This is a genomic window from Microbacterium sp. SORGH_AS_0888 (genome assembly GCF_030818905.1).
In the GTDB taxonomy this organism is placed as follows: domain Bacteria; phylum Actinomycetota; class Actinomycetes; order Actinomycetales; family Microbacteriaceae; genus Microbacterium.
Map to the genome: position 1 here is coordinate 850,933 of NZ_JAUTAZ010000001.1, position 14,335 is coordinate 865,267.

At 71.0% G+C, this 14,335-nt stretch carries 12 protein-coding genes; 8 read left to right on the forward strand and 4 right to left on the reverse strand.

Annotated features, from left to right (window positions below; genetic code table 11):
- Positions 1–2: 2 nt before the first annotated feature.
- Complete coding sequence (locus QE381_RS04165) at positions 3–296, forward strand: PPE domain-containing protein (RefSeq protein ID WP_307215750.1); 294 nt, start codon at positions 3–5, stop codon at positions 294–296.
- Positions 293–748: a hypothetical protein gene (locus QE381_RS04170; RefSeq protein WP_307215752.1), complete on the forward strand. Its 456-nt coding sequence runs from the start codon at positions 293–295 to the stop codon at positions 746–748. Before QE381_RS04165 ends, QE381_RS04170 begins: the two co-directional genes overlap by 4 nt.
- Before the next feature lie 7 nt (positions 749–755).
- Here QE381_RS04170 and ndk read toward each other — a convergent pair whose 3' ends face one another.
- From ndk to ileS, 4 genes are all read right to left on the reverse strand, one after another.
- Positions 756–1,172, reverse strand: a complete 417-nt coding sequence (gene ndk, locus QE381_RS04175; protein ID WP_307215753.1) for a nucleoside-diphosphate kinase — start codon at positions 1,170–1,172, stop codon at positions 756–758.
- Between the two features lie 5 nt (positions 1,173–1,177).
- Entirely contained in the window at positions 1,178–1,567 is a 390-nt protein-coding gene (locus tag QE381_RS04180; RefSeq protein WP_307215754.1) for a DUF4233 domain-containing protein, read from the reverse strand.
- Positions 1,564–2,925 carry a folylpolyglutamate synthase/dihydrofolate synthase family protein gene (locus QE381_RS04185; protein ID WP_307215756.1) on the reverse strand — a complete coding sequence of 454 codons (1,362 nt, stop codon included), beginning with the start codon at positions 2,923–2,925 and terminating at the stop codon, positions 1,564–1,566. Before QE381_RS04185 ends, QE381_RS04180 begins: the two co-directional genes overlap by 4 nt.
- 109 nt (positions 2,926–3,034) lie before the next feature.
- Complete coding sequence (ileS, locus tag QE381_RS04190; protein ID WP_307215757.1) at positions 3,035–6,442, reverse strand: isoleucine--tRNA ligase; 3,408 nt, start codon at positions 6,440–6,442, stop codon at positions 3,035–3,037.
- Between the two features lie 275 nt (positions 6,443–6,717).
- On the opposite strand from ileS, the gene QE381_RS04195 reads away from it, so the two are divergent.
- The 6 genes from QE381_RS04195 (at position 6,718) to QE381_RS04220 (ending at position 14,297) form a co-directional block, all read left to right on the forward strand.
- Positions 6,718–8,064: an MFS transporter gene (locus QE381_RS04195; protein ID WP_373426911.1), complete on the forward strand. Its 1,347-nt coding sequence runs from the start codon at positions 6,718–6,720 to the stop codon at positions 8,062–8,064.
- A 43-nt stretch (positions 8,065–8,107) separates the two neighbouring features.
- The gene (locus tag QE381_RS04200) at positions 8,108–8,629 is read left to right on the forward strand and encodes a GNAT family N-acetyltransferase (protein ID WP_307215760.1); all 522 of its coding nucleotides are present in this window, start codon (positions 8,108–8,110) and stop codon (positions 8,627–8,629) included.
- A 167-nt stretch (positions 8,630–8,796) separates the two neighbouring features.
- The gene (gene valS / locus QE381_RS04205; RefSeq protein WP_307215762.1) at positions 8,797–11,355 is read left to right on the forward strand and encodes a valine--tRNA ligase; all 2,559 of its coding nucleotides are present in this window, start codon (positions 8,797–8,799) and stop codon (positions 11,353–11,355) included.
- Between the two features lies 1 nt (position 11,356).
- Positions 11,357–11,608 carry a hypothetical protein gene (locus QE381_RS04210; RefSeq protein ID WP_307215764.1) on the forward strand — a complete coding sequence of 84 codons (252 nt, stop codon included), beginning with the start codon at positions 11,357–11,359 and terminating at the stop codon, positions 11,606–11,608.
- 4 nt (positions 11,609–11,612) lie between these two features.
- Entirely contained in the window at positions 11,613–11,912 is a 300-nt protein-coding gene (locus tag QE381_RS04215) for a hypothetical protein (RefSeq protein WP_307215766.1), read from the forward strand.
- 333 nt (positions 11,913–12,245) lie between these two features.
- Positions 12,246–14,297 (forward strand): M3 family metallopeptidase, encoded by a 2,052-nt coding sequence (locus QE381_RS04220; protein ID WP_307215768.1) that lies wholly within the window; start codon positions 12,246–12,248, stop codon positions 14,295–14,297.
- Positions 14,298–14,335 lie beyond the last annotated feature (38 nt).

The following is a 14,335-nucleotide window of genomic DNA, read 5'->3' on the forward strand; positions in this document are numbered from 1 at the left end:
CCGTGTCCGCGCACATCGACATCCAGCTCGGGCCGCTGATCGATCAGGCGGCTCGCCTCGACTCTCAGGCGGCCGAGCTGACCGCGGCGGCCGAGGAGCTGCGGCAGGGAATCGACGCGCTTCGCGCCACCACGAGCGGCGAGGCCTCCGACGCGGCGATCTCGGCGAGCACCACGGCCCTCGCCGAGATGCAGCAGCGCGCCGAGCGGCTCACCCGCAACGCGGGAGTGATCCGCCGCCTCGCCGACGTCTACGACACGTGCGACCTCACGGGCGCACGGGCGCTGGGGGCGTGATGCGCAGCGTTGCGCGCCGCGCCGTGCTGATCGTCGGCGCCGCCGTTCTCGCCCTGGCCCTCTCGGGCTGCTCCGTGTTCGGACCGTCCCAGAGCGACCGCGCCGATGCGCTCGCTCGTGTCCTCGAATCGTCCGACATCGGCGTGACCACGGCGGAAGCGACATACCAGACCAGCTTCGGCGGCGACCTGACCGTCACCGTCACGCTCGCCCCCGCGGCCCTCGACCCCGCCGGCAGGGTCTCGACCGAGACGCTCACGCGGATCCTGAACGTCCTGGCGACAGAGACGTCGACCATGCGTGTCGCCACGACATACCTCTACACGAAGGATGGCGATGGCCAGCGGGTCTCCCTCGCCGCGGCAGCGGAGGAGAACGGCCTCCGCGCCGAGAAGAGCGGCTACTCGCTCGTGCTGTCGCGCACCGACCTGACGGGGTTCGCGAACGGCTGAGTCGGCGTCAGCCGAACCAGATCTCCAGCTCACGGGCCGCGGACTCCGGGCTGTCGCTGCCGTGGACGAGGTTCTGCTGCACGGCGACGCCCCAGTCGCGCCCGAAGTCGCCGCGGATGGTCCCGGGAGCGGCCGTGGTCGGGTCCGTGGTCCCGGCGAGCGAGCGGAACCCCTCGATGACCCGGTTGCCGGCGAGGCGGATGGCGACGGAGGGCCCCGACATCATGAACTCGACCAGCGGCTCGTAGAACGGCTTTCCGACGTGCTCCTCGTAGTGACGCTCCAGCCGCTCACGGTCGGGGTCGACGAGTCGCAGATCGACGAGCGCGTACCCCTTCGCCTCGATACGAGCGAGGATCGCGCCGGTGAGGCCGCGTGCGACGCCATCGGGCTTGACCAGGACGAGGGTCTCTTCGGTCGCCATGTGATTCAGTCTCCGTTCGAGTCGGCGGGCTCGGCCGCGAGGCGAGCGTTGCGTCGATCCAACGACGCCCCCTTGATCGTCGCATACGCCCACATCCCACCAAAAATGAGCGCGACGATGAGGATGGCGGGCACCAGCACGGAACCGGCGAGCAGGACGACCTGCAGCACCCACCCGAGGACGATTCCCCCGCGCCAGCGCAACGCGCCGCTGGCGGCGAGCATGAGGACCGCCACGACGGATCCGCCCACGACGCCCCACCACGGCTCGACACCGGCCGGCAGAGCCTTCAGGCCGAACACCGCCAGACCCGCCAGGAAGACGATGATCGACTCGAAGACGAGCACGACCTGTCCGAGCGACTCCTGCGCGCCGCGGACGCGCCGCTGGCTCATCCGTCCCACCCGCTCTTCCAGTCCTCGTCCTCGGCCAGGGCGATGGCCTGCCCGGCCAGGACGACAGACCCGGCGATCGCGACGGCACGGCGATCGGATGCCGCGGCCCACTCCCGCGCCGCATCCGCCGCATCCGCGAGGTCCGGGTGCACCGTCACCGTCAGCTCACGCGCCTCGGCGAGGTCCGCGACCGCGTCGGCGTCGCGCGCCCGCTCGGATTCGGGTGCGGTCGCGAACACGCGGGTCGCGACGGCGGCGAGCTCGGCCACGATGCCCGCGGCATCCTTGTCCTCGAGCACTCCGAGCACGATGCCCCACTCGTCGAAGTCGAACGACTCGCGCAGCGCCGCGACGAGCGCGTGCACGCCGTGCGGGTTGTGCGCGGCATCCACGAGCACGGTCGGGTTGGTGCCGATGAGCTGCAGCCGGCCGGGAGAGGTCACCTGCGCGAAGCCCTCGCCCACGACGTCCGCCGCGAGCGTCTGACCGGGCCGCCCGATGAGCGACTCGACGGCGGCGAGGGCGAGCGCCGCGTTGCGGCCCTGATGCGCGCCGTACAGCGGCAGGTACACCTCCTCGTAGGTGCCGCCGAGCCCGCGGATGTCGAGGAGCTGCCCGCCGACGGCGAGTCGCTGCTGCGCGAGACCGAACGCGCCCCCCTCGACGGCGACGGACGCCTCCGCGGCTCGTGCCGCCCGCGCGATCGCGTCGGCCGCCGCCGGCTCCTGCGCGGCCGAGACCACGGCGGCGCCGGGCTTGATGATGCCCGCCTTGACGGTTGCGATCTCCCCGATCGTCTCGCCCAGCCGATCGGCGTGGTCGAGCCCCACGGGTGCGATGACGGCCACATCCCCGTCGGCCGTGTTCGTCGAGTCCCACGCACCGCCCATGCCCACCTCGACCACCGCGACATCCACCGGGGCGTCGGAGAACGCGACGAAGGCGAGCACCGTGAGCAGCTCGAAGAACGTGAGCGCCGCGTCGCCCGCGGCGGCGAGCTCGGCGTCGACGAGATCGACGAACGGCGCGATCTCGTCCCAGGCGTCGGCGACCGCCGCATCCTGGATCGGATCGCCGTCGATCATGATGCGCTCGGTGAACCGGACGAGGTGCGGGCTCGTGAACAGTCCCGTGCGCAGCCCGGCGGCGCGCAGCAGGCTCTCGATCATGCGGCTCGTGGAGGTCTTGCCGTTCGTGCCCGTCACGTGCACGACGCGATACGTGCGCTGCGGATCGTCGAGCAGCTCGAGCACGCGCCGCGTCCGCTCCACCCGGGGCTGGACCCACTGCTCGCCCTGGCGTCGCAGGAGCGCGCTGTACACCGCATCCGCGCGGCGTCGATCACCCGTCTCGCTCATCGTTCCTCACCCTTCCATGTCCCACTTTCGACCGGTGCATGTCCCAGTTCGGGCCGCTTGCGGGCATCCGCAGCGGTCCGAACTGGGACATGGATGAGGGGGATGCCGCTCATCGGGGGGCTCCCACCCGTGTCACACCGACCGTGAACGCTCCGCGGTTGGCGAAGGCGCCGGCGGCGAACTCCCCGGAGTGCTCGATCGCGACGTCCGCCTCCGTGCTCGGAACGCGTGCGGTCGAGAGGCCCGCGGCCTCGATCGCGCTCTCTCCGGCGATCGCCTCCCGGCCGGCGCCCGTCACGACATAGCGGACCGCGAGGGTGTCCTCCGCCGCGCCGACCCGTTCGAAGGCGGACTCGATCGCCGCCCGATCGTCCGCGTCGGTGAACTCCAGGCGCAGCGCGATGCGGTCGCTCACCTCGAAACCGGCGGCCTTGCGGGTGTCCTGGATCGCGCGGACGACGTCACGCGCCAGGCCCTCGGCCTCCAGCTCCGGCGTCGTCGTCGTGTCCAGCAGCACGAACCCGCCACCCGAGAGCACGGCGAGCGCCTCCCCCTCCGGGCGTCCGGCCGTCTCGAGCACGAGGTCGTACTCGCCCGGCTCCAGGACGACGCCGCCGGCCGTCACGATCCCGTCGCTCTCGCTCCAGTCGCCGTTGCGCGCGGCGCCGATGACCTGCTGCACCTGCTTGCCCAGCCGGGGACCGGCCGCACGGGCGTTGACCGTCAGACGGTGTGTGATGCCGTACTCCCCGGCGGTCTGCTCGCGCAGCTCGACGAGCTCAACGGACTTCACGTTCAGCTCGTCGCGCAGGATGTCGTCGAACTGCGCGAGCGCTTCGGCATCGGGCACGACGACCGTCAGCAGCGGCAGCGGCAGCCGCACGCGGCGTCCCTCCTTCTTGCGCAGGGCGTTCGCGACCGAGGACACCTCGCGCACCGCGTCCATGGCGGAGCGGATGTCGGCCGCATCCGGGAAAGCGGCGTCGTCGGGCCAGTCGGCCAGATGCACGCTGCGACCGCCCGTCAGCCCCTGCCAGACCCGTTCGGCGACGAGCGGGATGAGGGGCGCTGCGACCCGGGTGAGGGTCTCGAGCACGGTGTAGAGGGTGTCGAACGCCTCCGCCGAGCGCGCGTCGTCCGTGATGCCGACCCAGAACCGGTCGCGTGAGCGCCGGATGTACCAGTTCGTCAGCACCTCGGCGAAATCACGCAGGCGCGAGGCGGCGGTCGTGGAGTCGAGCGCGTCGAGGTCGGCGGCGACATCCCTCACCAGGTCGCCCAGGAGCGCCAGGACGTACCGGTCGAGGACGTCCTCGGAGTCGGTGCGCCACCGCGCCTCGTAGCCGCCGGGCTGCGCGGCGTTCGCATAGGTGACGAAGAAGTACCAGGCGTTCCACAGCGGCAGCAGGAACTCGCGCACGCCCGCGCGGATCCCCTCCTCCGTGACGACGAGGTTGCCGCCGCGCAGCACGGAGCTCGACATGAGGAACCAGCGCATGGCGTCCGAGCCGTCGCGTTCGAACACCTCGCTGACGTCGGGATAGTTGCGCAGCGACTTCGACATCTTCTGGCCGTCCGAGCCGAGGACGATGCCGTGGCAGGAGACGCCCGTGAACGCCGGACGGTCGAACAGCGCGGTCGAGAGCGCGTGCATGACGTAGAACCAGCCGCGCGTCTGTCCGATGTACTCGACGATGAAGTCGGCCGGCGAGTGCTCGTCGAACCACTCGCGGTTCTCGAACGGATAGTGCACCTGCGCGTAGGGCATCGATCCGGAGTCGAACCACACGTCGAACACGTCCTCGATGCGACGCATCGTGCTCCGACCCGTGGGGTCGTCCGGGTTCGGACGGGTGAGGCCGTCGATGTAGGGGCGATGCAGATCGACATTTCCCTCGGGATCGCGCGGCAGGCGGCCGAAGTCCCGCTCGAGGTCCTCGAGCGAGCCGTAGACGTCGACGCGCGGGTAGGACGCGTCGTCGCTCTTCCACACCGGGATCGGCGACCCCCAGTACCGGTTGCGGCTGACAGACCAGTCGCGTGCGCCCTCCACCCACTTGCCGAACTGCCCGTGCTTGACGTTCTCGGGCGCCCAGGTGATCTGCTCGTTCAGCTCGGACATGCGGTCCTTGAACTCGGTCACCCGCACGAACCAGCTCGACACGGCCTTGTAGATCAGGGGGTTCCGGCACCGCCAGCAGTGCGGGTACGAGTGCTCGTAGCTCGCCTCGCGCAGGAGCCGGCCCTCGGCCTTGAGCAGTCGGATGAGCGGACGGTTCGCGTCCATCCACAGCTCGCCCGCGACATCCGTGACCTGCGGCAGGAAGCGCCCGCCGTCGTCGAGGCTGACGATCGTGGGGATGCCGGCGGCATCCGCGACGCGCTTGTCGTCCTCACCGTAGGCCGGCGCCTGGTGCACGATGCCCGTGCCGTCGGTCGTCGTGACGTAGTCGTCGACGAGGATCCGCCAGGCGTCCTGCGTACCCCAGGTGTCGGCGTCCGCGTAGTAGTCGAAGAGACGGTCGTAGGAGACGCCCGCGAGCTCAGCGCCGGGGATCTCGCGCTCGACGGCCGCGGCCGCATCCTCCGCCGAGGCGTAGCCCAGGTCCTTGGCGTGACCGGCCAGCAGATCGGCGGCCAGCAGGTAGCGGTGGGCGGCCGCGCTCTCGACGTCGTCGCCGGCGGGCACGTCCGCGGCGCCGGCGGGGCCGGCCGGCAGCACGACGTAGCGGATGTCGGGTCCGACGGCGAGCGCGAGGTTGGTCGGCAGCGTCCACGGGGTCGTGGTCCAGGCCAGCGCCCGCACGCCCGTGAGGCCGAGAGCCTCGGCCTTGGCGCCGACGAGCGGGAACGTCACGGTGACCGAGGGGTCCTGGCGCATCTTGTAGACGTCGTCGTCCATGCGCAGCTCGTGGTTGGACAGCGGCGTCTCGTCGCGCCAGCAGTACGGCAGCACACGGTAGCCCTCGTACGCGAGACCCTTGTCGTACAGGGTCTTGAAGGCCCAGAGCACCGACTCCATGTAGCCGAGGTCGAGCGTCTTGTAGCCGCGTTCGAAGTCGACCCAGCGCGCCTGACGAGTGACGTAGTCCTCCCACTCGCGCGTGTAGACGAGCACGGACTCGCGGGCCTTCGCGTTGAACGCGGCGATGCCCATGCGCTCGATCTCGCTCTTCTCGGTGATGCCGAGCTGCTTCATGGCCTCGAGCTCCGCCGGGAGACCATGCGTGTCCCAGCCGAAGACGCGGTCGACCTTCTTGCCGCGCATGGTCTGGAACCGCGGGAAGACGTCCTTCGCGTAGCCGGTCAGCAGATGGCCGTAGTGCGGCAGCCCGTTCGCGAACGGAGGGCCGTCGTAGAACACCCACTCGGGGGAGCCCTCGCGCTGGGCGATCGAGGCGCGGAACGTGTCGTCCCGGCGCCAGAAGTCGAGGACGTCCTCCTCGATGGCTGGGAAGCGCGGGCTCGGCGTCGGGTCGGCTGCCGGCCCGAAGGCGGAGGGGCGAGGGTAGGTCATCGTGTGCTCACAGGGGTCGTCGGAACTCCATGCCGGGACGACCCTCACGGACCGCGGTACCACCCTGCGTGCCGGATCGCTCCGGCCCCTCTCACTGCGGCTGTGACGGGCCTGACCCGCTCGGTTCTACTGGGCTGCGCCGTTCTTCCGAGAGCTCCCCGGTGATGGCCGGATCAACGCTGGTGCGCCGATTCTACCCGCCTCGGGCCTCTCGGGTGGTGTCACGCAGGTGCGGAGCCGGACAGCCCGCGGTTTCTGGACTCGTGCCAAGATGGATGCCTGTGACCACCGCAGCGCCTGCAGCGCACACCACAGCGCCCTCTCCCGCCCACCGCGTCGCCTGGGCCTCGATGGTGGGCACCTCGCTCGAGTCGTTCGACTTCTACGTCTTCGCCTATTTCTCGGCGTTCTTCGTCGGACCGCTGTTCTTCGAGCCGCTCGGCGCGACGGGCGCGACGCTCGCCTCGTTCACGACGATCGCCGTCGCCTTCGTCGTGCGGCCGATCGGCGCGATCGTGTTCGGGTGGATGGGCGACCGGCTCGGCCGCCGGGCGACGCTGCTGTGGACCGTGGCGATCATGGGGGTCGCGACCGGACTCATCGGCGTGCTTCCGAGCTACGACCAGGCCGGCTGGGTCGGAGCGGTCCTGCTCGTGCTGTTGCGGATCGCGCAGGGCATCTCGCTCGGCGGCGAATGGGGCGGCTCGATCCTGCTCGCGACCGAGCACTCCTCACCCGTCAAGCGCGCCTTCTCGGCGGCGATCCCGCAGCTGGGCTCCCCCGTCGGGTCGATCCTCTCGGCAGCCGTGTTCATCGTGCTCGTGGTCGCGCTCCCCTCGGACCAGCTCGCGGCGTGGGGATGGCGCATCCCGTTCCTGCTCGCACTGCCGCTCCTGCTCGTGTCGCTGTACCTGCGGTGGTCGATCACCGAGACCCCGGTGTTCACCGGGCTCGTGGCCGAGCATCGGCGCGAACGCGTTCCGGTGCTGACGATGTTCCGCGAGCGCCCGCTCGCGCTCGTGATCGCGGTGGGGTCGGCGCTGCTCGGCATCGGCTCGTACTCGCTCATGAACACCTACACGATGAACTACGGGTCGGCGGTCCTCGGCTTCAGCTACATGAACCTGCTCACCGCCGCGACGATCGGCGCGCTGCTGCAGCTCGTGACGATCCCGCTGTTCGGCGCCTGGGCGAGCCGGATCGGCTCCGCGAAGGTGGTCGCCTGGGGGGCGCTCGGCACGCTCGTGATCGCGTTCCCGATGTACGCGCTGCTGCAGTCCGCCGACTTCGGCGTGCTCGTCGCGATGATGGTGATCGGCGGCATCCTGCCGACCATGTCGTGGGCGGCGCTCGGCGGCCTCATGGCGGATCTGTTCCCCGACCGTTTCCGCTACTCGGCGCTCTCGTTCGCCTACGCGATCGCCGCGACGGTCAGCGGCTTCGTGCCGCTGGTGACCTCCGCGCTGGGCGCCGCGACCGCGCAGGCCTGGTGGCACCCCGGCATCGTGCTGGCGGCGCTCTCGGCCCTGACGCTCGTGTCCGCCCTCGCGGCCGGGCGACTCTCGACGCACGCGACCGAGGCGACGCGTGCGACCTCGGTCACGTTCTCCGAAGCCCGCTGAGGTCACGCGGGGCGCGGAGACTGCGTGGCGGCAGGATGGACGGATGATCCTGCGCACGCCCCGCCTGACGCTCGACGAGATGAGCGAGGCCGATCTTCCCTCGCTCCGCCGCATCCTGCAGGATCTGGTCACCATGACCGCCTACGAGGGCGCGTTCGACGAGGAGGAGACGCGCGCCTGGCTCGAACGGATGCGCGCACGCTACGCGTCGGATGGCTTCGGGCTGTGGGCGGCCCGCCTCGAGGGCGAGATGGTCGGGCAGTGCGGCATCACCCGGCAGAAGATCGAGGGCGACGAGGTGCTCGAGGTCGGCTATCTCTTCCGGCGGGATGTCTGGGGCCGGGGCCTCGCGACCGAGGCCGCCGCGGCGGCCCGCGACTGGGCGTTCGCCGAGCTCGACGCCGACCGGGTGTGGGCCAAGATCCGTGACACGAACCTGGCCTCGATGAACGTGGCGATCCGGCTCGGGATGACCGCGCGGCGGAGGTTCGTCACGCACTACCGCGGCGTGGACATGCCGCACCTCGGCTTCGCCGTCGGTCGCGAGGACCTGCGCCGGTCCTGACACGGCGGCGATCCGCGCATCCTCACCGCGCATCCGCGCGATCGACCGAGGTCGTGCCGATCGCGGACGGCGCGCGCCCGGATCCCGCGCGGCTCCCCGGGTAGACTGTCGCGCAGTCCCACACTCAGGCACGCACACACGGTGCCGCACATATTCGAGGAGTCCCCATGGCCGTTCCCGACAAGCCCGCCCTCGAAGGCCTCGAAGCCAAATGGGACGCCGCGTGGGCGGAACGGGGCACGTATCTGTTCGACCGTGCCGCCGCGACCGGCCGCGAGAGCGTGTACTCCATCGACACTCCGCCCCCGACCGCGTCCGGCAGCCTCCACATCGGTCACGTGTTCAGCTTCACGCACACCGATCTGAAGGCCCGATTCGAGCGGATGCGCGGCAAGACCGTGTTCTACCCGATGGGCTGGGACGACAACGGCCTGCCGACCGAGCGTCGCGTGCAGAACTACTACGGCGTGCGCTGCGACCCGAGCCTGCCCTACGACCCGGACTTCACTCCCCCGTTCGAGGGCGGCGACAACAAGTCGAGCCGGGCGGCCGACCAGATCCCGATCAGCCGCCGCAACTTCATCGAGCTGTGCGAGCGCCTCACGGTCGAGGACGAGAAGCAGTTCGAGGACCTCTTCCGCAAGCTCGGGCTGAGCGTCGACTGGACCCAGACCTATCGCACGATCTCCGATGACACGATCCGCACGAGCCAGCTGGCGTTCCTGCGCAACCTGGAGCGCGGCGAGGCCTACCAGTCGCTGGCCCCGACACTCTGGGATGTCGACTTCCGCTCGGCGATCGCACAGGCCGAGCTCGAGGACCGCGAGCAGCAGGCGTCCTATCACCGCCTCGCGTTCCACCGCACGGACGGCGGCGGTGACGTGCTGATCGAGACGACGCGTCCCGAGCTGCTGCCCGCGTGCGTCGCGCTCGTCGCGCATCCCGACGACGAGCGGTACCGGCCGCTGTTCGGCACGACCGTGACGACACCGCTGTTCGGCGTCGAGGTGCCGATCAAGCCGCATCCGCTGGCCCAGCCCGACAAGGGCTCGGGCATCGCGATGATCTGTACCTTCGGCGACGTGACCGACATCATCTGGTGGCGCGAGCTCGACCTTCCCAACCGCACGGTCATCGGCCATGACGGCCGGGTGCTGCCCGAGCCGCCCGAGGTCATGACCACGGATGCCGCCATCGCCGCCTACGCCGAGCTCGCGGGCAAGACGGTCTTCAGCGCCAAGAAGCGCATCGTCGAGCTGCTCTCCGAGTCCGGCGAGCTGATCGAGGTCTCGAAGCCCTTCACCCACCCGGTCAAGTTCTTCGAGAAGGGCGACCGGCCGCTGGAGATCGTCTCGACGCGCCAGTGGTACCTGCGCAACGGCGCGCGCGACGGAGAGCTGCGCGACAAGCTCATCGCCCTCGGCCGGGAGCTCGACTGGCACCCCGATTTCATGCGCGTCCGGTACGAGAACTGGACCAACGGGCTGACGGGCGACTGGCTCGTGAGCCGCCAGCGGTTCTTCGGGGTCCCCATCCCGATCTGGTACGCCCTCGACGAGAACGGCGAACGTGACTACGACCGCGTGCTGACGCCGGACCTGGCCGCCCTCCCCGTCGACCCGACGAGCGACGTCCCACCGGGCTACGACGAGTCGCAGCGCGGTGTCCCCGGCGGCTTCGACGCCGAGCGCGACATCTTCGACACGTGGGCGACCTCCTCGCTGACACCGCAGCTCGCCGGCGGCTGGCAGCGCGACGACGAGCTCTGGAAGCTCGTCGCGCCGTTCGACCTGCGTCCGCAGGGGCAGGACATCATCCGCACCTGGCTGTTCTCGACCATGCTCCGCAGTGCCCTCGAGGACGACCGCTCGCCGTGGTCGAACGCCGCCATCAGCGGCTTCATCGTCGACCCCGACCGCAAGAAGATGTCGAAGTCCAAGGGCAACGTGGTCACACCGGCCGCGATCCTGGACCAGCACGGCTCGGACGCGGTGCGCTACTGGGCGGCCTCCAGCCGTCTGGGCACCGACGCCGCCTTCGATCCGCAGAACCCGACGCAGATCAAGATCGGCCGCCGTCTGGCGATCAAGCTCCTGAACGCGGCGAAGTTCGTGCTGTCCTTCCCGGTGCCCGAGGACGCGCGCATCACGCACGCGCTGGACGCGTCGATGCTCGCGACCCTCGACTCGGTCGTACGGGATGCGACGCGCGCGTTCGAGCAGTACGACCACGCCCGCGCACTCGAGCTCACCGAGTCGTTCTTCTGGACCTTCTGCGACGACTACCTCGAGCTCGTCAAGGAGCGCGCCTACGACCAGGCCGACGTGGGTCAGGCCTCGGCCGCCCTGGCGCTGCGCATGGCGCTCGAGACGCTGCTGCGGCTGCTCGCCCCGGTGCTCGCCTTCGCCGCGGAGGAGGCCTGGTCCTGGTTCCACGACGACTCGGTGCACACCGCGGCGTGGCCGGAACCGCTCGGCATCGAGGGCGACCCGGCGGTGCTGACCGCGGTCGGGGAGGCCCTCATCCTCATCCGCCGCGCGAAGACCGAGGCGAAGGTCTCCCAGAAGACTCCCGTCGCACGGCTCGTGCTCGCCGGCCCGGCGGCGGCGGCGCTCCGCGTGGCGGAGGGGGATCTGAAGGCCGTGGGCCGCATCGATGAGCTCACCATCACGGAAGCCGAGGCCCTCGCCGTCGTCGACGTCGAGCTCGCCCCGCAGGAGGACTGACATGCAGCTCGGAACCCGCTGGACCGCCCGCACCGAGCCGCCCAAGGCCGTGCCCGCCGCGCTGCGGGAGCAGATCGCCGCCGTCGAGGCCGCCATCACGGAGTCGCAGTGGTCGGATCAGCCGACGCCGCGGTGGACGCTCACCTGGCTCGAGGGCCGCCCGGTCGCCGAGCTCGACACGGGCGTCATCGTGTCGCTCGACGCCGACGGCGAGGCGGTCGTCCGCCATGACCCCGACGACGAGTTCGCCTGAGCCGATGCTCACGCGGATCGACGGGCTGATCTCGGCGCCTCTCATCGAGGCGGCGAGCGCCCTGTGGCTGGCCGGTCACGCGCTGCCCGTCGTCCTCTTCGCGTCGTCTCTGCTGCTCGCGGCAGTCACGGCGCCGCTCCTGATCCGTCCCACGGCCCTCCGCATCCCTCCCCTCTCCGCTCCGGCGACACGGCCGCTCCGCGCCTCGCATGAGCCGTGTCCTCCCCCGGCACCGCCCCTGCGCGGCGCCGTCACCGCGCGCGCCCCGGGGCGGGCGTCGCGCGCGCTCCTCGCCCTCCCCTGACCCGCGGCCTCCCCGAGCGCGCCGCATCCGCCGCCCGCTCGATCCGGAGCCCCCATGTCCGCACACCGGACGCGTCGTCTGCTGTCCCTCTTCGCTCTCCTGCTGCGCCGTCGCGTGAACCGCTGACGCTGGCATCTCTGGCGGCTGCACGCCCTCGCCTGGGTCGCCGCCGGATCCCTCGTCGGGTTCGAGACCCTCGAGGTCGTTCTCGCCGGCGCAGCTCTCGCGCCCGAGCTCATCCCGGTCCTGCTGCTCGGTCTCGCCCTCACGTGGTGGGCGCGACGGGGGATCGCCGCCGCGGCGGGGCGCGTCTCCAGGCTCTACGCTGGCTCCGTGACGGATGCCGAGAACCCCCTGCTGAGCCCCAGTACGCTGCCCTACGGGGTTCCGCGCTACGACGCCATCCGGCCCGCGCACTACCTGCCCGCCTTCGAGGTCGCGTTCGCGGAGCACCGCGCCGAGATCGACACGATCGCGCGGAGCGGCGAGACGCCCACGTTCGAGAACACGATCCTCACCCTCGAGGAGGCCGGCGCGCTGCTCGACCGGGTGAGCCGGACCTTCTCGACCGTGTCCTCCGCCGATGCGACGCCGGAGATCCAGGAGATCGACGAGGCTCTCGCGCCGCGGATGTCGGCGCACGGCGACGCGATCACCTTCGACGCCGATCTGTTCGGCCGTGTCGGCGCACTGTACGCGCAACGGGACGAGCTCGCTCTGACGCCCGAGCAGCGGTATCTCCTCGAACGCCGGTACACGGGCATGGCGCGTGCCGGCGCGGGCCTCGACGGCGCCGCGCAGGCACGGTTGTCCGAGCTCAACACGCAGCTGTCGACCCTCACCCAGCGGTTCGAGAAGCATCTGCTGGCCGACACGAACGGGCTGGCGCTCGTGATCGAGGACGAGCGCGAGCTGGACGGGCTCGGTGCCGGCGAGGTCTCCGCCGCTGCGCAGGCGGCGGCCGACCGGGGGCTGGACGGGGTCTGGCTCGTCACCCTGCCGCTGTTCACGGGTCATCCCTGGCTCGCCTCGCTCACCTCGCGGGCGACCCGCCAGCGCATCATGGCCGCCTCCCGCAGTCGCGGCATCCGAGGTGGCGAGCACGACAACCGTGCGACGCTGACGCAGATCGTCCGCCTCCGCGCGGAGCGGGCGGCGCTGCTCGGCTACGACAGCCACGCCGCATACGTGACGGCGGATCAGACCGCCGGCTCGCCGGCGGCCGTGACGGAGCTGCTTCGCCGGCTCGCGCCGGCGGCGGCGGCCAACGCGCAGCGGGAGAAGGCGGCGCTCCAGGCGCAGGCCGACGCCTCGGGCACGCCGTTCGCGGTCGAGAGCGCGGACTGGGCCTACCTGACCGAGAACGTACGCCGAGCGGAACACGACATCGACACGAGTGCGCTCCGCCCGTGGTTCGAGGCCGAGCGGGTGCTCCGCGACGGGGTCTTCTTCGCGGCCGGACGGTTGTACGGCCTGACCTTCGCCGAGCGCTTCGACATCCCCGGCTATCACCCGGATGTGCGTGCCTTCGAGGTCCTGGAGCCCGACGGCTCCCCGCTCGGCCTGTTCCTGCTGGACCTGTACACGCGAGACACCAAGCGCGGCGGCGCGTGGATGAACTCGATCGCCGTGCAGTCGGAGGTGCGCGGCACGGCACCGGTCGTCGTGAACAACCTCAACGTCGCCCGCCCTGCGGCCGGGATGCCCACGCTCCTCACCCTGGACGAGGTCACGACGCTGTTCCACGAGTTCGGGCACGCGCTGCACGGGCTGTTCGCACACGTCACCTACCCGTCCTTCGGCGGGACGGCGGTGCGTCGCGACTTCGTCGAGTTCCCCAGCCAGGTCAACGAGATGTGGATCCTCTGGCCCGAGGTGCTGGACAACTACGCCCGGCACGTCGAGACGGGCGAGCCCCTGCCCGCCGACGTCGTGGCGCGGCTGCGCGCGACCGAGACGTTCAACCAGGGATTCGCGACGAGCGAGTATCTCGCCGCCTCCTGGCTCGACCTCGCGTGGCACTCGCTCGACGCGGGAGCCGCCGGAGCCGCGGATGTCGAGGCGTTCGAGGCGGCGGCGCTGCGGGAGATCGGCCTCGACGACCCGGCGATCCCGCCGCGCTACTCGTCGACGTACTTCGCTCATGTCTTCTCCGGCGGGTACAGCGCGGGCTACTACTCGTACATCTGGAGCGAGGTGCTCGACGCCGACACGGTCGAGTGGTTCCGTGAGAACGGCGGCCTCACGCGCGAGAACGGGGAGCGGTTCCGCCGCCGACTGCTCGGCGTGGGCGGGAGCAAGGACCCGCTCGAGGCCTACCGCGACTTCCGTGGCCGCGACGCCGAGATCGCACCGCTGCTCGCGCGACGCGGGCTCGACGCGTGAAGCGTCGTCGGATCCGCGATCCGCACGACCCCGGTCGC